The 22,000-nt window shown below is 33.7% G+C and carries 15 protein-coding genes; 11 read left to right on the top strand and 4 right to left on the bottom strand.

Going from position 1 to position 22,000, the window contains the following annotated elements:
- Positions 1-2: 2 nt before the first annotated feature.
- The 7 genes from MYRA21_RS11685 to MYRA21_RS11655 all read left to right on the top strand — a co-directional run bounded on the left by MYRA21_RS11685 (position 3) and on the right by MYRA21_RS11655 (position 9,012).
- A complete protein-coding gene (locus tag MYRA21_RS11685) occupies positions 3-473 on the top strand; it encodes a Fur family transcriptional regulator (RefSeq protein WP_006264998.1) in 471 nt (156 codons plus the stop codon).
- Between the two features lie 27 nt (positions 474-500).
- Positions 501-1,772 carry an adenylosuccinate synthase gene (locus MYRA21_RS11680; RefSeq protein WP_006259442.1) on the top strand — a complete coding sequence of 424 codons (1,272 nt, stop codon included), beginning with the start codon at positions 501-503 and terminating at the stop codon, positions 1,770-1,772.
- Positions 1,773-1,895: 123 nt separating this feature from the next.
- Positions 1,896-3,578, top strand: a complete 1,683-nt coding sequence (locus tag MYRA21_RS11675) for an OstA-like protein (protein WP_039329097.1) — start codon at positions 1,896-1,898, stop codon at positions 3,576-3,578.
- 4 nt (positions 3,579-3,582) lie between these two features.
- Positions 3,583-4,776 carry an aspartate aminotransferase family protein gene (locus MYRA21_RS11670; protein ID WP_006259444.1) on the top strand — a complete coding sequence of 398 codons (1,194 nt, stop codon included), beginning with the start codon at positions 3,583-3,585 and terminating at the stop codon, positions 4,774-4,776.
- A gap of 29 nt (positions 4,777-4,805) precedes the next feature.
- Positions 4,806-6,203: a tetratricopeptide repeat protein gene (locus tag MYRA21_RS11665; RefSeq protein WP_006259445.1), complete on the top strand. Its 1,398-nt coding sequence runs from the start codon at positions 4,806-4,808 to the stop codon at positions 6,201-6,203.
- Positions 6,204-6,242: 39 nt separating this feature from the next.
- Positions 6,243-6,995, top strand: a complete 753-nt coding sequence (locus tag MYRA21_RS11660; protein WP_006263174.1) for a shikimate dehydrogenase — start codon at positions 6,243-6,245, stop codon at positions 6,993-6,995.
- Between the two features lie 133 nt (positions 6,996-7,128).
- Entirely contained in the window at positions 7,129-9,012 is a 1,884-nt protein-coding gene (locus MYRA21_RS11655; protein WP_006263173.1) for a DUF349 domain-containing protein, read from the top strand.
- A gap of 120 nt (positions 9,013-9,132) precedes the next feature.
- On the opposite strand, the gene MYRA21_RS11650 is transcribed toward MYRA21_RS11655, so the two are convergent.
- Both MYRA21_RS11650 and gyrA read right to left on the bottom strand, forming a co-directional pair.
- Positions 9,133-10,407, bottom strand: coding sequence for a tetratricopeptide repeat protein (locus tag MYRA21_RS11650; RefSeq protein WP_006259448.1), 1,275 nt, complete (start codon positions 10,405-10,407; stop codon positions 9,133-9,135).
- Positions 10,408-10,425: 18 nt separating this feature from the next.
- Positions 10,426-12,939 carry a DNA gyrase subunit A gene (gyrA, locus tag MYRA21_RS11645; RefSeq protein ID WP_006259449.1) on the bottom strand — a complete coding sequence of 838 codons (2,514 nt, stop codon included), beginning with the start codon at positions 12,937-12,939 and terminating at the stop codon, positions 10,426-10,428.
- A 250-nt stretch (positions 12,940-13,189) separates the two neighbouring features.
- Here gyrA and MYRA21_RS11640 point away from each other — a divergent pair, with 250 nt between their 5' ends.
- From MYRA21_RS11640 to MYRA21_RS11630, 3 genes are all read left to right on the top strand, one after another.
- Entirely contained in the window at positions 13,190-15,724 is a 2,535-nt protein-coding gene (locus MYRA21_RS11640) for an ATP-dependent Clp protease ATP-binding subunit (RefSeq protein ID WP_006260846.1), read from the top strand.
- A 530-nt stretch (positions 15,725-16,254) separates the two neighbouring features.
- Positions 16,255-17,619, top strand: a complete 1,365-nt coding sequence (rimK, locus tag MYRA21_RS11635; protein WP_039329094.1) for a 30S ribosomal protein S6--L-glutamate ligase — start codon at positions 16,255-16,257, stop codon at positions 17,617-17,619.
- A 62-nt stretch (positions 17,620-17,681) separates the two neighbouring features.
- The gene (locus tag MYRA21_RS11630; protein WP_039329093.1) at positions 17,682-18,851 is read left to right on the top strand and encodes an LETM1-related biofilm-associated protein; all 1,170 of its coding nucleotides are present in this window, start codon (positions 17,682-17,684) and stop codon (positions 18,849-18,851) included.
- Positions 18,852-18,861: 10 nt separating this feature from the next.
- Here MYRA21_RS11630 and MYRA21_RS11625 read toward each other — a convergent pair whose 3' ends face one another.
- Together MYRA21_RS11625 and MYRA21_RS11620 are read right to left on the bottom strand one after the other, a co-directional pair.
- Positions 18,862-19,512, bottom strand: coding sequence for a carbonic anhydrase (locus tag MYRA21_RS11625; protein ID WP_006259453.1), 651 nt, complete (start codon positions 19,510-19,512; stop codon positions 18,862-18,864).
- Positions 19,513-19,516: 4 nt separating this feature from the next.
- Positions 19,517-20,161, bottom strand: a complete 645-nt coding sequence (locus MYRA21_RS11620; protein WP_006259454.1) for a carbonic anhydrase family protein — start codon at positions 20,159-20,161, stop codon at positions 19,517-19,519.
- A 455-nt stretch (positions 20,162-20,616) separates the two neighbouring features.
- Between MYRA21_RS11620 and metK the strand changes: the two genes are divergently transcribed.
- Positions 20,617-21,909 carry a methionine adenosyltransferase gene (metK, locus tag MYRA21_RS11615; protein ID WP_039329089.1) on the top strand — a complete coding sequence of 431 codons (1,293 nt, stop codon included), beginning with the start codon at positions 20,617-20,619 and terminating at the stop codon, positions 21,907-21,909.
- Positions 21,910-22,000 lie beyond the last annotated feature (91 nt).

Raw genomic sequence — 22,000 nt, 5'->3', positions numbered from 1 at the left:
ATATGGGAAGTGAAAAAAATCAAGAAATCGTAAAAAATGTGTTCACGAAGTTTTTAGAAGAAAGAGGACATCGTAAAACACCTGAGAGATATGCTATTCTTCAAGAAATATATGATAGCGAAGAGCACTTTGATATAGAGTCTCTTTATATCAAAATGAAGAATAAAAATTATCGTGTAAGTAGAGCTACGCTTTACAATACTATTGAAATTCTTTTAGAATGTGGGCTTGTAAGAAGACACCAATTTGGTCAAAACCAAGCACATTACGAGAAGTCATATTTCGATAAACAGCATGATCACATTATCTTAACCGATACAGGAGAAGTAATCGAGTTTTGTGATCCGCGTATACAGACTATTAAAAAGACAATTGAAGAAATCTTTAATATAGACATCCACAATCATTCTCTATACTTCTACGGAAGTAGAAAAACAGTAGAAGAGGAAGAACAAGTGGAAAACAACAACTAATTTTCAAACTTTTTAACAACACAAACAATGACAGTAGACTTACTACTAGGCTTGCAATGGGGCGATGAAGGAAAAGGTAAAATCGTAGATGTACTAACTTCTAAATATGACATCATTGCTCGTTTTCAAGGAGGACCAAACGCGGGACACACTTTAGAATTTGATGGGATTAAACATGTATTACGCACTATCCCTTCTGGAATTTTCCATAAAAATTCTATTAACATCATTGGAAATGGTGTAGTGATTGACCCAGTAGTTTTCATCAAAGAGATTGAGGGATTAGAGAAGTTCAACATCGACATTTACACAAGATTATTAATTTCTAGAAAAGCTCACTTAATCTTACCTACTCACCGCTTACTTGATGCAGCTTCTGAAGCAGCAAAAGGAAAAGCTAAAATCGGTTCTACATTAAAAGGTATTGGCCCAACTTATATGGACAAAACTGGTAGAAATGGATTAAGAGTTGGAGACATTGAACTTGCTGATTTTAAAGAGCGTTACCGCAATTTAGCAGATAAGCATGAGGCAATGATTAAGTTCCACGATGTAGAATTGCAATACAACTTAGCTGAATTAGAAGAAGAGTTCTTCGCAGCAGTAGAGCAATTAAAGAAATTAACGTTCATCGATAGTGAAAACTATATCCATACAGCTCTAAGAGAAGGTAAATCTGTCCTAGCAGAAGGTGCACAAGGATCGCTGTTAGACGTTGACTTTGGAACATATCCTTTTGTTACATCATCTACTACTACGGCAGCAGGTGCATGTACAGGATTAGGAGTAGCTCCAAATAAAGTTAAAAATGTATTTGGTATTTTTAAAGCTTATACTACACGTGTTGGTAGTGGACCATTCCCTACAGAATTAGATAACGAAATCGGTGCTACTATGGCAACGGTAGGACGTGAATTCGGTTCTGTTACAGGACGTGCTAGACGTTGTGGATGGTTAGACCTAGTAGCTTTAAAATACGCAGTAGACGTGAATGGAGTTACAGAATTATACATGATGAAAGCTGACGTATTATCAGGTTTTGAATCATTACAAGTATGTACTAAATACTCGTATAAAGGTGAAGAGATCACTCACTTACCTTACAATATCGAGCCAGAAAACGTTGAACCAATTTATGTTGAGAAAAAAGGTTGGAAAGCTGACTTAACAGGATTGACAGAGTATGATCAATTACCAGTAGAACTAAAAGAGTATATCAAATTCATCGAAGATGAAGTAGGTGTACCTGTAAAAATAGTTTCTGTAGGTCCAGATAGAACACAGACTATCGTAAAATAAGATACTTAAAAACACTTCTTAGGAAGTGTTTTTTTTTGCCCTTCTACTACCCTGTTTATAAATTCTTCTTAACTAAAATCTTTGTACGCATTTTTTACTTAAATTTGAAAAAAATATAGTGACTTGAGAACAATACCGTATTATTTACTTTTTATACTATTCGCATTACTAGGTTTTAGTCAAAACAAAAAAAAAATCATCATACATCACGCAGACTACTCTGATATCAATCATGAAGTACTGCCAGATGCCGTAATCTTAACAGGAAATATCTCTGCTGAGCATGACGGTATGAATATGACATGTAATAAAGCGTACTTCTTCGAAAAAGAAAACTACCTAAAGCTTTTTGGGAATGTTCACATTGTACAAGGTGATACCCTAACGATGAATAGCCATTATGCTGAATATAATGGAATCAATGGTTTTGCTTATGCACAAGGTGATGTACTACTTACTTCTCCAGACTCTACCTTAGAGACCGATACTTTAAAGTACGATCGTTTTAAAGACCTTGTATTCTATGATAGTCATGCCACTATTCACAACAAGGGTAACGTATTAGAAAGTGAAAAAGGACGTTACTATACTACTGAAAAGAAATTCCAATTCTTCACAGCTGTAAAAGTAACTTCAGATAAAGGAACAGTGATCAAGTCTAATCACTTAGATTTCTATGAAGTACCACAACACTCGTATGTATTTGGTCCTTCAACAATAACTAACAAAGAAGATTATATCTATACAGAAAATGGCTTTTACGATGTAAAAAACGATTTAGGTAAGATGGTAAAAAACTCTTTTATCTGGTATGATAAAAGAAAAATAGAAGGAGACTCTATCTATTACTCTAAACTAAAAGATTTTGCTTCTGCAACGAATAACGTTAGAATAACAGATACAATCAATAAAAGTAAAATAACAGGACACTACGCAGAGTTATACAAAGCTCAAGACTCAATGTTCGTTACTAAAAAAGCTTTAGTTAGTATGAAGTCACAAGAGGGAGATTCTGTATATATGCATGCTCCACGTATCTTACTAACTGGAAAAGATAAAGAGCGCGTAATACGTGCCTTTAACGATGCTCGTATACTACGTGATAGCATGAGTGGTAAAGCTGACTCTATTCACTGGAGTGAAAAAGTGGGGTTAACACAAATGATAGGTAAACCTGTTATCTGGAATGGAGATAGCCAGGTCACAGGTCGTTTTATTCACCTACTAAGTAATGCAGAGACACAGAAGATGGACTCTCTAAAAGTATTAGAAAATGCCTTCGTGATTCAAAAAGATACTATCGGAGATGGTTATAATCAATTAAAAGGTGTTAACTTATATGGTAAGTTTAAAGAGAATAAATTAGATGAGTTAGACCTGATTAAAAATGCTGAACTTATCTACTATATGTACAATGATAAGAATGAATTAGTAGGTATAGATAAAGGGATTTGCAGTCATATCAATGTTACTTTCCTAGAAGGTAAGATTAATACGGCTACGAAGTACGTAGATCCTAAAGGTGATCTCTACCCTGAAAAGCTACTACCTAAGAATGCTCGTCTATTAAGAGATTTCTTATACAGAGGGGATGAAAAAATAAATTCATTAGAAGATATATTCACTGATGAAGAAATAAATAAAGAAAAAAAGGGAGAACAAGCGAGAGAAGACATGAAAGAAGGTTATAACAAGCCTATAGACATTCTCCCTGAAACAATAAAAGCGACACCTGGTCTATCTAAAAAGCTAGAAGAGGACAGCAAAAAACAAGAGAATAAAGCGTCTAAAAAAGACAAAAAGTAAAGTAATGAAAGAAGATTTTTATAAATACCAAGCACAGACTTCACCTAATCCTCTAGCAATGGAGATTTCTCATGCTAAAGGATCTTATATATATGACAAGAATAACAAAGCGTATTTAGACTTCGTAGCAGGTGTATCTGCATGTACATTAGGACATCAACACGAAAGAGTAAATAACGCGATTAAGGATCAATTAGATAAGTATTCGCATGTAATGGTATATGGTGAATATATCCAAGACCCATCTGTAGAATTCTGTAAACTGCTAGCAGAGAATATCCCTGCTCCACTAAATAAGACCTATTTAGTAAACTCAGGTACGGAAGCTACTGAAGGTGCTTTAAAATTAGCAAAAAGAGTAACAGGAAGAAGTCAACTGATATCTTGCTTTAACGCTTATCATGGTAATACTATGGGCTCTATGAGTGTTATGGGGTTTGAGGAAAGAAAGCGTGCTTTTAGACCATTACTTCCAGATGTAGACTTCATTCACTTTAACTGCGTAGAAGACTTACAAAAGATAACAACTAAAACAGCTGGTATCATCTTAGAGACTATACAAGGAGGTGCTGGATTTGTAGAGCCTTTTGACGGATTCTTAACTAAAGTACGTGAAAGATGTACTGAAGTAGGTGCGTTAATGATCGTAGATGAAATCCAACCTGGTTTCGGTAGAACAGGTAAACTGTTTGGGTTCCAAAACTATGATGTAGTTCCTGACGTAATCGTTATGGGAAAAGGTATGGCTAGTGGGATGCCTGTAGGTGCATTCACTGCTAGTGACGAACACATGAATCTGTTATATGACAACCCTAGATTTGGTCATATCACTACTTTTGGTGGGCACCCTGTTATCGCAGCAGCGAGTTTAGCTACTTTAAGAGAATTAGTAGAAACTGACCTTATGGCTCAGACACTAGAAAAAGAAAAGTTGTTTAGAGAGCTATTAGTTCACCCTCTTATTGAAGAAATCAGAGGTCGTGGTTTAATGATCGCTCCTATGACACCTAGTGCTGATATCACCAATAGAGTGATCATGAAGTGTCAAGACAAAGGATTAATATTATTCTGGTTACTATTTGAAGGAAAAGCGATAAGAATCACTCCTCCCCTTACAGTATCAGAAACAGAAATAAAAGAAGGATGTGCTATCATCATTGAAGCGCTAAATGAAGTACAAAAAGAATTAGGATTATAGTATCCTAAATAATCAACTTAAATACAAATATGCATTTAGATAACGAAGAAGAAGAATACAAATTATCTCTATCTCGTTTTGAGTCTATGTTAAAGACCAATAAGGTTTTGTTTTTTGATTCAGAAGAGTTTGAGAATATCATTCTACACTATCTCGATTCTGGAAAGCTAAACCTAGCGAAAAAAGCACTAAAACTGGGACTAGAACAACATCCTAACTCTATTGGGTTAAAACTGGTAGAAGTAGAATTATTAGTATTCCAAAACAAATTAGAAGCTGCTGACCGCTTATTAAACGAAATAGAGAGTATCGATCCGGAGAATGAAGAAGTTTTCATTCAACGCGCTACTGTATACTCTAAAAAAGGAAGACATGAAGAGGCTATTGTATCTCTACAAAAAGCATTGACTCTGACAGAGGATCTAGCAGATGTCTACTCTTTATTAGGAATGGAATATCTATTATTAGATAAAATAGATCAAGCAAAAGATAACTTTATCCTATGTCTAGAACATGATGAAGAGGATCAGTCTGCTTTATATAATGTTATATACTGTTTTGACTTCCTTAGTGAGAATGAGGAAGCTATATCGTACTTAACTAAATTTATTGATAAGAATCCATATAGTGAGATTGCTTGGCACCAATTAGGAAGACAATACTTCACTGTTAAGAATTATGAGAAGGCAGAGTGGGCTTTTGATTATGCTACCTTGATAGATGAAGAGTTTATCGGAGCTTATATCGAAAAGGGAAAAACGCAAGAAAAGCTAAATAAGTATAAAGAAGCTATTGAAAACTACATGACTACACTAGAATTAGACGATCCTAATTCTTATGTACTTATGCGTATAGGTAGTTGTCATGAGAGTCTTAATAACTTCCCGCAAGCTTATCAGTATTACAAAAGAGCGGTACATGAAGATCCTATGCTAGACAAAGGTTGGATAGCATTGACTGATTTATGTATCATAGAAACTAATTACGAAAAAGCATTATTCTATCTACAAAAAGCATTACAAATTGATGAATTCAATGAAAAATACTGGATAAGACATGCTATTCTAAATAAAACATTGTTTAACTTTGAAGAAGCTGAACGAGGTTATAAGGTAGCTGCAGAGCTTGGAACTGATATTGTAGAGCATTGGACTGGTTGGGCAGATGTATTATATCTTCTAGGAGATTTTGACACTGCTATACAGAAGCTTTTACAAATAGCTAACTTCCATCCTAATGATGCTGAGATAGATTATAGACTAGCTGTTATACACTTTACCCTACATGATATAGATAAAGGTACAGAATGTCTAACTAATGGTCTAAACAAGAACTTTGAAAAGAGAACAATTATAGAGACATACTTCCCTAATCAATGGGAGAATCCTATAGTACAAAGTATTATCAAAAATCACAATAAACAATAAAGCTATTCTTCTGAATAGCTTTTTTTATAAGAACTCAATATGACTAAACGCTACGGATTAATAGGTAAAAACATAGATTATTCTTTCTCACGTACCTACTTTGCAGAAAAGTTTGAGAAATTAAAAGATAGAAAAAGTATCTATGTAAACTTTGATTTACAAAACATAAATGAGTTTTCTAAAATACTAGAAGACCACAAGGATATTAAAGGGTTAAATGTAACTATCCCTTATAAACAATCTATTATCCCATATCTAGACTCACTTTCTAAAAAAGCTATAGCTATAGGAGCAGTTAACACGATTCAAATTAATAAAAAAGGCCAATTAAAAGGTTATAATACGGATTGGTATGGATTTTACCATTCTCTAAAACCAATGCTTAAATTCCATCATAAGCGCGCCTTAATACTTGGTACTGGAGGAGCTAGCAAGGCAATAGAATATGCTCTTAAAAAATTAGGTATAAAATACACTTTCGTAAGCAGAACAAAAGAAGAGTATAACCTAACTTATAGCGAACTAACTGCAGAAGTAATGAATCATTATACCATTATAATCAATACAACACCTGTTGGGACTTTTCCTAATATTGATCAGATGCCTGAAGTCCCTGTACACTTGCTATCGAAGAGACATATAGTATACGATCTTATCTATAATCCTCAAGAAACGACCTTAATGAAAGAAGCAAAAGTGTATGGTGCAAAAGTAAAGAACGGCTATGAAATGCTAGTACTTCAAGCAGAAAAAGCATATAAGATTTGGAATAAGCCATTCAGTGGAGATTAATACTAAATAATTGATATAAATAGTTCTAGCAAAAGAAAAATGCGATTTATTCAATATTTTTTCCTAAATTTGAGAGAGCACGTTTATTTATTGTGCTTTACTACATATTGTTTAAATAAATACTTTTTCAAACATGTTAGAACAAAAGAATGATAACCTGCATGAGCTAGCAGATGGACAAAAACCGGAATCAAATTCAAATGCGGTTGTCCCAACTGATAAAGAAAAAGCTCTTGATTCTATTACAGCTTCAAATGCTGAAGAAGGTGAAGATTTAGCTTCTTATGAAGAAAGCAATATCCCTACTGTTAACTATGAAAAACTAGACTTAGAGAAGCTAACTAAGGAACTTCATAAGCTAATCAAGAATTACAAAGTAACAGCTATTAAAGATCACGTAGAAGACATCAAAAAAGAATTCTATACTAAGTATAATGATCTTGTGGATGAGAAGAAAGAAGCTTTCTTTGATGAGAATCCTGATGCGAATGAGTCAGATTTTCAATACATCCTTCCTATTAAAACTGATTTTGACAAATACTATGATGAGTATAGAGTAGCTAAAAATGCATACTTTAAACAACTTCAGAATAATCTTAATGTAAATCTAGAAAAACGTTTATCTATTATAGAAAAATTAAAACAATTAATAGAAAACGAGCATAACGGTGATGCATTAAAACAATTAGGAGAACTTAGAGAAGAATGGAAGACTGCGGGACCTATCCCAAAGGACAAATACAATCACGTATGGAATAACTACCACTTCCATGTAGAGAGATTCTACGATCAGTTACACCTAGATAGAGAATCAAGAGATCTTGACTTTAAATATAACTTAGAACAGAAACAAAAGCTAATCGCAAGAGCAGAAGAGCTATTAGAGAATGACGACATTATTAAGTCATTTAGAGAGTTACAGACGCTACACAGAATCTGGAAAGAAGAGATCGGTCCTGTAGATCGAGAGATAAGAGAACAAATCTGGGATCAGTTCAGCGAAATCACTAAACAACTGCACGATAAGCGAGAAATATTATTCGAACAACTGAGAAGTGTCGAAAGAGAAAATCTTGCCTTAAAAGTGGCTATAATAAGCGAAATAGACATTCTTTCTAAGCAAAAGATAACCAACCATAACCAATGGCAGAAAGAAATAGCTAAAGTAGAAGAGCTAAGACAGCGTTTCTTCTCTATAGGTAAAGTACCATTAGATAATAATGAGCAAGTTTGGGATCTATTTAAACTAGCTACAAGAAACTTTAATAGCAATAAAAATGCTTATTACAAAGAGCTTAAAAAAGAGCAACAAGACAACTATGCTAAAAAACTAGCATTGATAAAAAGAGCTCAAGAATTAAAGGACAGTGAAGATTTTGCAAAGGTTACTCCTATAATGAAAAAGATACAGGATGACTGGAAACTAATAGGCCATGTACCTCGCAAATACTCTGATCAACTATGGGCTGATTTTAAAGAAGCTTGTAACTCTTACTTTGATAGATACCATGCTATTAAAAATAAAGAATCAGCTGTAGAATTAGATGCTTATAATAGAAAGAAAGAATACTTAGATTTATTAAAAGGATTCCAACTATCTGGTGATCACAAGACAGATCTAGGAGAGATTAAGAATCATATCAATAACTGGAAATCTATTGGTGCTGTACCTGCTAATAAACGTTTTATAGAAGGTAAGTTCAACAAGATTCTAGATGTACTATTTGATAAACTAAGTTTGAGTAAAAGAGAAACTGAAGCTGTTAAATTTAATAATAGATTAGAATCTATATTAGAGACAAATGACAAGCGAAAGCTACAGAATGAAGCTCTATTTATTCAAAGAAAAATAGAAGAAATAAACTCTTCTATCATTCAATTAGAAAACAACCTAGCTTATATTCACAATGCTACTGATGACAATCCTTTTGTAAAAGAAGTTAAAAAGAGCATCGAAAAACAAAGAGATGATTTAAAAATCTGGGAAGATAAACTAACCCAAATTAGAAATATATAAGTACAAAAAAAGAGAAACTAATGTTTCTCTTTTTTTGTTTAATAGTAAACTGAAATGCTCTAAAAAACAAAAGGTGGATTTAATAAATCCACCTTTTTATATTATAATAGAATCCTATTATTATTTGTTTGTTTTAGCTTCTAATGCTTTTAATTTATCTGTCATTTCTAATGCACGATAAATATTTTTTAAAGTACTAATAGCTGCTTCATTACCAGGATTGATAGAAATAACTTTCTCTAAGTCATTCATCGCATCTTTATAAATAGCATGTTTTTCTTTTTGGTACTGCTCATATTTCTTATTATCAGCAGCAGACATACCTAAGCTATTCATTTTATTAGTCAACTCTTGGTCTGGTTGTAACTTAAGGAAAGCCATGTTTAAATAAGCATTCTCAGACTTAGGGTTGATACGGATAGCTTCTTCATAATATTTACGGGCATCTTCAAAACGTCCAGCATCAAAACTAGTAACTCCTAAGTTGTATAATAATACATCGTCATTAGGGTTTTTAGCTAAAGCTTGTTTTGCTAACTCCTCATATTTACCCATATTATTAGACTTTAAATAAAGATCCATATGAGTTAATAATAAGTTGATATCATCTGGGTTAGCTTCTCTAGCTGCTACGATAGCTTTCTCAGCCTCTTCTGTTTTACCTTCTTGGCTATAGATTAACACTAAGTTCTTAAGAATTTCTGGTCTTTTAGAATCCTCTTTTACAAACTTAGGGTCAGTATGAGTACCTTGTTTTACCATCAAGTCACGCATTTTAGAGTCTTTTCCAAAACTTTGTACTTGACCAGAAGCTTTCTCTATAGCTGTATAGTAAGACTCACTTCCATTATATCCTAGATCAACTAATTGCTTATAGTTCTCTACAGCAGTAGCATAATCTTTAGAGTTAATAGCCGTAGAAGCAGCATAGTATAAATACACTGTATCTTTAGGGCTTAACTGATAAGCTTGAGTAAAACGTCTAGTCGCTCCCTTATAATTAGCAGAACCATTATCTTCAATAGCTTGTCCTACAACTTTAGTTGCAACACTTGCTATCTCTTCATCAGCCTGTTTAACGATTTTACTTCCTTTATTTGTTTCAAACTCATTCAATTTTTTGTAAGAAGCAATAATAGCATCAACGTTATTATCTACATCTACATCTTTTTGAATTTGAGAATATGCTAATGTACCTTGTAGAGCATAATATTGTGCTTTCTCAGCGTTAGAAGCATTTCCTAATACTGCCTCAACTGCTTTTAACGCAGCAGTTGCTTCAGTTACATTTCCTTTTTTTACAGCTTTCTCAGCGTCTTTAAGCTCTTTCTTTTGAGCCATTGTCAACCCTGATAACATTAAAGCTGACAATAAGTAAACATATCTTTTATTCATAATATATTGGTATGTGTTTTATTCTAAATTATCACTCCCTTGATCATCAATATCAATGATTGTATCAACATCTCCTTCTAAGATATCTTCATCATCCTCTGCCATAACTTTACATACAGCTGCGATAGAGTCGTTTCCTTTAATATTAATTAAACGAACTCCTTGAGTTGCACGTCCCATTACGCGAAGATCAGAAACCTTCATACGAATAGTTAAACCTGATTTGTTAATAATCATTAAGTCATCTGCATCAGTAACAGAATTAATAGACACTAACAACCCTGTCTTATCAGTAATGTTCATTGTCTTAACTCCTTTACCTCCACGGTTAGTCTCACGGTATTCATCTAAAGAAGAACGCTTACCATAACCATTCTCTGATACTACAAGAATCTCACTATTTAAATCACTTACAGACACCATACCGATTACTTCATCTTTGTCATCTGCTAATGTAATACCTCTAACTCCTGAAGCAGTTCTACCCATAGGACGAGTTTTCTCTTCATCAAAACGAACTAACTTACCAGAACGAAGTGCTAATAACACCTTACTCTTACCGTCAGTTAATTTTGCTTCTAGTAATTCGTCATCCTCTTTAATCGTAATCGCATTAATACCATTTTGACGAGGTCTAGAATATTGCTCTAATGGAGTTTTCTTCACCTGACCTTGTTTTGTAGCCATGATAACGAAGTGCTCATTGATGTACTCTTCATCTTTAAGATCTTGAGTACAGATAAACGCTTTCACTTTATCATCATTCTCAATATTGATTAAGTTCTGAATAGCACGTCCTTTACTTGTCTTAGTTCCTTCTGGAATTTCATAAACTCTCATCCAGAAACACTTACCTTTTTGAGTGAAGAACAACATGTACTGGTGATTAGTAGCCACATACATATGCTCTAAGAAATCTTGGTCTCTTGTACCAGCAGACTTCTGTCCTACTCCTCCTCTATTCTGAGTTTTGTACTCAGTCAGTGGAGTACGTTTAATATATCCTGCATGAGAAATAGTAATCACCACTTGCTCATCAGCAATTAAATCAGTGATACTAACATCTCCTCCTGCATATTCTATAACAGAACGACGCTCATCACCATATTTTTCTTTTATCTCAGTTAATTCCTCTTTAATCAAGTTCATTCTTAGCTCTACGCTAGCTAATAACTCTCTTAAATGATTAATTAACTTCATGATCTCTTCATACTCAGCACGTAGTTTATCCTGCTCTAGTCCAGTTAACTGACGTAAACGCATTTCTACAATTGCACGAGCTTGAATCTCTGATAAGTTAAAGCGCTCTATTAATTTAGCTCTAGCCTCATCAGCATTACTAGAAGAACGAATAAGAGCAATTACTTCATCGATATTATCAGATGCAATAATTAATCCTTCTAAAATATGCGCTCTTTCTTCTGCTTTTCTTAACTCAAACTGAGTTCTACGAGTCACCACATCCAAACGGTGATCAACGAAATGAGAGATTAACTCTTTTAAATCTAATAATTGAGGTCTTCCGTTTACTAATGCGATATTATTCACACTAAAAGAAGACTGCAATTGAGTATATTTATAAAGTGTATTTAAAACAATATTTGGAACTGCGTCACGCTTTAATACGTATACAATACGCATTCCTTTTCTATCAGATTCATCTCGAATAGTAGCGATACCTTCGATCTTTTTCTCGTTAATAGCTTCAGCAGTTTTCTTAATCATTTCTGCTTTATTAACTTGGAAAGGAATCTCAGTCACTACGATAGACTCCCTACCATCTACTTCTTCAAAATTAGCTTTAGCACGCATTACTACACGTCCACGACCAGTTTTAAAAGCTTCACGAACTCCTTCATATCCATAGATAATACCACCAGTAGGGAAATCAGGAGCTTTAATATAATTGATTAATTCATCGATTTCAATATCGTTATTATCGATATAAGCTAATGTACCATCTATAACCTCTGATAAGTTATGAGGTGCCATATTCGTTGCCATACCTACTGCGATACCCGATGCCCCATTCACTAATAACGTAGGGATTCTAGTCGGCATTACTTTAGGTTCTTCTAAAGTATCATCGAAGTTTAATTGAAAATCTACAGTCTCTTTGTCAATATCAGCAAGAATCTCTTCAGATATCTTTTTCATTCTTGCCTCTGTGTAACGCATCGCTGCAGGACTATCTCCATCTACAGATCCAAAGTTACCTTGTCCGTCCACTAGTAGATAACGCATACTCCAATCCTGTGCCATACGTACCATAGCGTCGTACACTGAACTATCTCCATGTGGGTGATATTTACCTAAAACCTCTCCTACAATTCTCGCAGACTTTTTATGTGCTCTATTAGACATGATGCCTAATTCATACATTCCAAATAATACTCTTCGATGAACAGGTTTTAAGCCATCTCTAACATCAGGAAGCGCTCTAGAAACAATAACTGACATCGAATAGTCGATATAAGCAGATTTCATTTGCTCTTCTATGTTAATAGGAATTAACTTTTCTCCTTCAGACATAAGTATATAAAATTAAAAATTGTCAAATTATTAAACGCGCTAATATACAGTTTTTATAGGTTTTCTCCACGTTTTTATACAAGTATTTCATTTGATTATCTAACAAATTGATTTTTTCTAAAAAAAACACATTCTTCCTTTTTTATTAAAGTTTTTTTTTGTCAATTAGCTATTGTCAGCTTTATATTATAGGTACACTTTTTGTATCTTTAAAGATTAAAATGAATATTCACCTAATTTGAATTGAAAAATGGATGATAATTTCTCACAAGAAGTAAAAGATGTGATTTCATATAGCAAAGACGAAGCTATTAGGCTTAGTCATGACTCTATCGGTACTGAACATCTATTACTAGGACTATTAAAAGTGGAACAAGGTGAAGCGTCTAATATTTTAAATAACCTGGACATAGATGTTGATTTTCTACGTCACAAAATAGAAACATTAAACCCTGCTTCTCATAATAAAGAACTGCTGAGTAACAAACTACAATTGCACCTCACAAAACAGGCTGAGCGCGCATTAAGACTTACATACTTAGAAGTAAAACTATTCAAAAGTACAGAGATAAACACTGTTCACTTGTTGCTTTGTATTCTAAAAAATAGCGATGATCCTACTACACAAATCTTAAATAAGATGAAGGTGGATTATGAAGCTGTGAAACAAGCGTATTTAAATACTAGTGAGGCTCAAAAAGACTCTTCTGATGATTTATTCGAAAGTCCAAAAGCACAAACTTTTGACGATGCAAGCCAAGATGACAGTAAAAGTACTGACAGTAATGACAATGTTACAGCTAAAACATCTAAGAGAAGTAAAACTCCAGTATTAGATAATTTTGGTAGAGATTTAACCGAAATGGCTGAGAATGGCAAGCTAGATCCTGTAGTTGGGCGTGAAAAAGAAATAGAACGCGTATCTCAAATTCTAAGTAGACGCAAGAAGAACAACCCTCTACTAATCGGTGAACCTGGTGTAGGTAAATCTGCTATAGCGGAAGGATTAGCTCTGCGCATTGTTCAGAAAAAAGTATCTCGTATCTTATATAACAAGAGAGTCGTAACTCTTGACTTAGCTAGTCTTGTAGCGGGTACTAAATACAGAGGACAGTTTGAAGAGAGAATGAAGGCTGTAATGAATGAACTAGAGAAGAATGATGATATTATCTTATTTATTGATGAGATACATACTATCGTAGGAGCTGGTGGAGCTACGGGTTCACTAGACGCATCTAATATGTTCAAACCTGCATTAGCTCGAGGTGAAATCCAATGTATCGGTGCTACAACATTAGATGAGTTTAGACAGCATATCGAGAAAGATGGAGCTTTAGAACGTCGTTTCCAAAAAGTAATCGTAGAACCTACTACTGTAGACGAAACAATTACGATCTTAAACAATATTAAAGACAAGTACGAAAGCCACCATAATGTTACTTATACTGATGAAGCTATCGAAGCATGTGTTAAGCTAACGAACAGATATATGAGTGATCGTTTCTTACCAGACAAAGCTATCGATGCTATGGATGAAGTAGGTTCTCGTGTTCATATCACTAATATCAATGTACCAGATAATATCCTTGAACTAGAACAAAAACTAGAACATACTAAGGAGCAAAAGAATGAAATGGTACAAAAACAGAAGTATGAAGAGGCTGCTCGTTTAAGAGATGATGAAAAACAACTAGAAAAAGACTTAGCTGTAGCTCAAGAAAACTGGGAACAAGAAGTAAAAGAAAACAGAATAGTGGTTACTGAAGAGAATGTTGCTGACGTTGTTTCAATGATGACAGGCATTCCTGTAAATAGAATTGCAGAAAAAGAAATCACTAAACTTGCTAATCTTCCTCAGTTAATCAAAGGTAAGGTTATTGGTCAAGACGAAGCCGTTAGTAAAATAGCGAAAGCAATCCAAAGAAATAGAGCTGGATTAAAAGACCCTAATAGACCTATTGGTTCCTTTATTTTCTTAGGACAGACAGGAGTTGGTAAGACACAATTAGCTAAAGTAATCGCTAAAGAAATGTTTGACTCTGAAGATGCTCTTATCCGTATCGACATGAGTGAATACATGGAGAAGTTCGCTATCTCTAGATTAGTAGGAGCGCCTCCAGGATATGTTGGTTATGAAGAAGGTGGTCAGTTAACAGAGAAAATCAGAAGAAAACCTTATAGCGTGATTCTTTTTGATGAAATCGAAAAAGCACATCCAGATGTATTTAATATGCTTCTACAAGTACTTGACGATGGACATCTAACAGATAGTTTAGGACGAAAAGTTGATTTTAGAAACACGATTATCATCATGACTTCTAATATCGGAGCACGTCAGTTAAAAGATTTTGGACAAGGAGTAGGTTTTGGCACCACTGCTAGACAGGAACAAACGGATCAACATTCTAAATCTGTGATAGAAAATGCGCTGAAAAAAGCCTTTGCACCTGAGTTTTTAAATAGAATAGATGATATCATTGTATTTAACGCTTTAGAAAGAAATCATATAGACTTAATCATAGACATAGAGCTTCAGAAATTGTTTAGAAGAATTACTGACCTTGGTTATGAATTAACATTAAGTCCAGACGCAAAAGACTTTATTGCCGAAAAAGGTTTTGATAAACAATATGGAGCAAGACCTCTTAAAAGAGCGATTCAGAAGTATATCGAAGATCCTCTAGCAGAGGAGATTGTAAATTCAAAAATAACGTTAGGTGACAGTATCGAGATGAAACTTAACGAAGCTAAAGATGCATTAGAAATAGCAATTATAGCAAAATAATAAACATTCTTCTCTCAAGAAGAAGTCAATAAAAAGAGGATATCCTTAAAGGATATTCTCTTTTTTTATTCCCTTACTTCGCCTATTTCCCTTCCCTTCTAGACTCTACTTTTCTTTATTTTGTTCTAAGTTGCTTTAGGGTTTCTAGGAGTATTCTAGGACATTCCTTCGACAAAACCCGCTTTTTGCCTAGTAAACCCCAAGGATACCCCTAGCAAACCTCAAGAAAGTGCAAGCTAAGCCCTTATATTTTATCTTCTTAAATCCAAGCTATTACACTGCATCATACCTACTCTTTTACCTTTTGATTGGATTATTTTCTTCCACTCTTAGCACCTTACTGCTCTAACTACGATCCATATTTTATTATAAAACATAAACAATCAAACACTTAACAAGTTTATTTATCACGTATTCTCTCTAAAGTGGCATCAATATGTTGTAAAATCATTAAATTTTACTTTTTTTTCTATCTCGTGTAAAAGCATTATCTTTAATACACTACATTCGCATTAGATTATTATTAATATATGTTAGACAAAGTTATTGTTGGTAGTGAAGAATGGTGTTCTTTTTCTACTTTAAATATCCCTGCTATTAAAGCGCGTGTTGACTCGGGTGCTAAGACATCTGCGTTACATGCTATAAACATTGTTCCTTTTGAAAAAGAGGGAGAAAAGTGGGTCAAATTTGATGTCAATCCTCTGCAAAACAATGGAAAAACTGTTATCCACTGTGAATCTAAGGTAATAGATAAAAGAATCGTGAAGAGCTCTAGTGGCTCTAGAGAATCTAGATACGTAATCCAAACAGAAATATCCATTGCGGATACAAACTGGGTGATAGAACTGACTTTGACTAATAGAGATTCTATGGGATATAGAATGCTACTAGGAAGAGAGGCTATGGGAGGACGTGTGTTAGTAGATCCTGAAAAACACTTCTTACTAGGTCAACCAACAACAGAAAAACTAGAAGAATACTATACTAAACCAAAAATAGAGAAGAAAGGTCTGCGTATAGGATTATTAGCTAGTAACCCAGAACTATACAGCAATAAAAGAATTATAGAAGCAGGAGAATTAAGAGGTCACGAAATGCACTTCTTAAATCTGAAATACTGTTATATGAAACTAGATGCTAACCAACCAGAGATACACTATCGAGGTGGGCGAGTTCTAAATGATTTTGACGCAGTGATACCTCGTATACGACCAAGTATGACCTATTATGGATGTGCGTTAACTAGACATTTCGAATCTCTTAAAGTATATAGTTTAAATAGTGCTGCAGCGATAGCACAATCAAGAGACAAACTGTTTTCTCTTCAGTTATTATTAAATAACGGTGTAGACATTCCTACTACTGGTTTTGCTAACTCGCCTTTAGACACTAATGATTTAATAAAGATGGTGGGAGGAAGTCCTCTTATTGTCAAATTATTAGAAGGAACACAAGGTAAAGGTGTAGTACTAGCAGAAACGAAAAAAGCAGCAGAAAGTGTGATCAATGCATTCAAAAGTCTTAATGCAAACATCTTAGTTCAAGAGTTTATTAAAGAGGCGAATGGTAAGGATATACGTTGCTTCGTGGTAGACGGAAAAGTTGTAGCAGCTATACAACGCGAAGCCCTACCTGGTGAGTTTAGAGCTAATATTCACTTAGGTGGTACAGCATCTGTAATCAAAGTAACACCAGAAGAGAAGAAGATAGCAATCAAAGCTGCTAAAGCTATGAACCTAAAAGTAGCTGGAGTAGATATTATTCGCTCTGCTAAAGGCCCTCTTCTACTAGAAGTAAACTCTTCTCCTGGATTAGAAGGAATAGAAGGTGCTACAAATAAAGATATTGCTTCAGAGATGATTAAAGCGATAGAAAAACAAGTAAAATGGTAATATTATAAAAAAGTGGTGATCTAACCATCACCACTTTTATTCTTTTTAAATCAATACAAGCTATGAACCCATCTACTAGCGGCTGGATCAAAAAGTACTTTACAGAGCACCTAGACTATCAAATCTTCTCTACTCAGAGCTGTCATGAGATTTCAACACAGATTAGAAGAATAGGATTCAGTTATGGAATAATTGATATTGATGAATTACCAAGTATTTATAAAAACTTTAAATACACACAAGAAGAACTTTCTAAGATCTGCTACTTACAGCTTTTAGAAAAGATTTATTATATATATAACAATGGGGATAATCAACAGAGTTTCATCGATAAGCTCATAGAGTTTTACGAAGTATTCATTCCTCATAAGAGCAATATATTCTCTTCATTCTTTGAAGAAAAAAACCCTTATAACAAACTAGAAAATATCTTTTCTATCAGATGTAAAGAACATTTCTTTTCTCAATCAAAAAACAATGATTTTGTACTAAATATGATTCTATTATTCATTGATATACTAGCATTCGAGGCTTATATCAATGAAAAAACAGATCCGACAATCTTTATACAACACACGGTAGAACAATTAAAAGAAATAACATTATCTGTTAAAAGAAATAAAGAGGAGTTAAGCAAAAAAGACCTACAACTAATAGACTTTTTAGACAAAACTAATAACAGCGCAGCTATTGATTCTATAAAACCGAATACTCCTATCAGTAGCTTCGAGGCAAACTTTATGATAGACTACATCGTATGTAACTCATGGAAAAACGATGTACAAGAAATTATACTACCTAACTTCGAGGAAGAGCCATTCTTGTCTATTCCTTATTCACAGACGATGATAGAAGAGAGTATATTTTACTTTTCGATAGTATTGGTTAAAAATAAATATGATTACCATTATTACAAATCAAGCAACTTATTTGATAATGTAATCAAAAACTCTACAAGCTATATCGAGCTATTACTAACGCGAAACAAAACTAGGCTAGTAAATGAATTACAGAAGAACACCCAACTAATGAAGTTATTAGTGGATTCTACACATAGAGATTTAAATAAAGAAGAAAAAAAGATGGTCAAAAAACAAACTATAGAAGTTATTAAAACCATCCCTTCTCTTGCTATCTTTATTTTACCTGGAGGAGGTATATTATTACCTATTTTATTAAAGTTTATCCCATCATTACTTCCCTCTTCATTTAATGAAAATACAGAGCAGTAACGAACATAAACTATATCTTTCTAAATCGAAGTTGGTATACTTCGTCTAGATCTTGATTACTCATCAAGTTTACATTTAAATCTGTTACATAACCAGAGTTAAGACCGTATACCCATCCGTGTATTCCAAGTTCTTGATTGCGAGACCAAGCTTCTTGTACGATTGATGTTTTTGCTAAATCATACACTTGCTCTTGTACATTTAGCTCTACAAAACGATTAAATCGTTTTACTTCATCATCTATCTGATCTAACTCTACATTGTGTAATCTATAGACAGTCTTGATATGTCTAATCCAGTTATCGATCAGACCATAAGACTCATTCTTCATTGCAGCTAGTACCCCACCACATCCATAGTGACCACAAACAATGATATCTTTAATCTTCAGAATATTAACAGCGTAATCTAGAACACTCAACATATTCATGTCAGAGTGTATTACCATATTCGCAATATTACGATGTACAAAAACATCACCTGGTTCTGCTCCTATAATTTCGTTAGCTGGTACTCTACTATCAGAACACCCTATCCATAATACAGGAGGTGTTTGTTTTTCGCTAAGTCTTTTGAAGTAATTAGGATTTACAGTTAGTCTCTCCTCTACCCATTGCTTATTGCGTTCTAGAATTTTCTTATAAAAATCACTATGTGCCATAGTCTTATTTTTTCTCTACAAACATTTCTTTTACAATGTTCACTTCACCTGTTTCTACTTTATAAAAAGCCCCTACGATTCCTATCTCACCTGCTTGATACATTTCACTCAGAACAGTACTTTTACTTAAGATATGGTCAATAGTATGATCTACGTTGTGATAAGCAACTAAATCAACTGCTTCTTTCGATTCTATATCAAGGTTTTTATTATTCTCTTTTACATACTCTATTGAAGGTTCTACTTTAGCTAATAAATTAGTTAAATGCCCTAATTTTGCACCTTTACAAGCTCCAGTAATAGCTCCACAATGTGAATGTCCTAAAACCATGATAAGTTTACTACCTGCTAATTTACATGCAAATTCCATAGAACCAATAATATCTTCATTCAATACATTACCAGCAATACGAGCACTAAAGATATCACCTAATCCTTGGTCAAAGATTAACTCAGCAGATGTACGGCTGTCAATACAACTCAATATAATAGCGAATGGAAACTGTCCTTCTTTAGTAGAGTTTACTTGTTCTAACAGATTACTATGTGCTTTTAAGTTTTCTACAAAACGCTTATTTCCTTCCACTAAGAAATCTAAAGCTAATTTTGGTGTAACTAATTTTTGGTCTTCTATGTTGTGTAGTCTCATTCGATTGTTGTTTATTTAAGTTGTAAACTGATAGCAAAAATACAAAACAATCAATAAAATATAATGTATTATTATTTTTTGAAGTAATTTTTATTAATACTATAATTCATAAACAATAATTAACAATTAATATCTTAACCTTTATCTTACTCTTCAATGTAAAAGAGTTAAAAAGAGATGAACCATACAGAGATATAAAATTAGTAGGTCTTCAAATCAGTTCTTATCGATAAGCATTTAAATTTCATCTATTTACAAACACCATCAATCGTTAACATAAATATAAATTACAAAAATATTTGTTTGATTACCAAAATAGTTAATACATTTGCATCATAAATAACAGGAGGAAAAATTTGTACTGATTGCAACCTCGGTAAAAAATGCTAAAGCAGAAATTGATACTTCCCCTTTAGCCATTTCCTCTATTTTTAAAATCTTAAAAAATAATTATTATGGCTTATTACTTTACATCTGAATCAGTTAGTGAAGGACATCCAGATAAAATTGCTGATCAAATCTCTGATGCTTTAATCGATAACTTTTTAGCGTTCGATCAAGATTCTAAAGTGGCTTGTGAAACTTTAGTAACAACAGGACAAGTAGTTTTAGCTGGTGAAGTTAAATCTAAAACATACTTAGACGTACAACAAATCGCGAGAGAAGTAATCAAACGTATTGGTTACACTAAGAGTGAATATATGTTTGACGCTAACTCATGTGGTATCTTATCTGCTATCCATGAACAGTCTGCTGACATCAACCAAGGAGTAGACAGAAAGAGTCCAGAAGAACAAGGAGCTGGTGACCAAGGGATGATGTTTGGTTATGCAACTAAAGAGACTGAAGACTATATGCCTCTAGCATTAGACCTTTCTCATAAATTGTTACAAGAATTAGCAGCTATCCGTAGAGAAAATACGGAAGTTACTTATTTAAGACCAGATGCGAAAAGTCAAATTACATTAGAATATGATGATAACAATACTCCTATCAGAATTGTTACTATCGTACTTTCTACTCAACATGATGATTTCGTTCAACCAACGGATAACTCTGCTCAAGCTAAAGAAGTTGCTGAGAAAGCAATGCAAGCACGAATAGAGAAAGACATCAAAGAGATCTTAATTACTCGTCTTTTAAATAAATATCCTCAATACAAATATTTATTTGAGAATAATGAAGAAATAGAGTACTTAATCAATCCAACAGGTGTATTCGTTATTGGAGGTCCTCATGGAGATACAGGATTGACAGGTCGTAAGATTATCGTAGATACTTATGGTGGTAAAGGTGCTCACGGTGGAGGTGCTTTCTCTGGTAAAGACCCTAGTAAAGTAGACCGTAGTGCAGCTTACGCAACTAGACATATCGCTAAGAACCTAGTGGCGGCAGGTGTTGCTGATGAAGTATTAGTTCAAGTTTCTTATGCTATTGGAGTTGCTAAACCAACAGGTTTATACATCAATACTTACGGAACAAGCAATGTTAATCTAACTGATGGTGAAATCGCTAAAAAAGTTAGTGAGTTATTTGACCTAAGACCATACTTCATTGAAACTAGTCTTAAACTAAGAAACCCTATCTATAGCGAGACTGCTGCTTATGGACATATGGGACGCAAACCTCAAGTAGTAAAAAAAGTATTCACTAGACCTGGTGGAGAAACTAAAGAAGTAGAAGTAGAATTATTCACTTGGGAAAAATTAGACAGAGTAGAAGATATCAAAGCTAAATTTAGCTTGTAATATTCTTATCCAATTCATATAAAGAGACTGCTGTTAGTAGTCTCTTTTTTTTTATATTTTCCTATAAGAAGAATCCTCTCTTATACACATT

Source organism: Myroides sp. A21, from assembly GCF_000807225.1.
In the GTDB taxonomy this organism is placed as follows: domain Bacteria; phylum Bacteroidota; class Bacteroidia; order Flavobacteriales; family Flavobacteriaceae; genus Flavobacterium; species Flavobacterium odoratimimum.
This window is presented reverse-complemented; position numbering and strand designations above follow the sequence as displayed.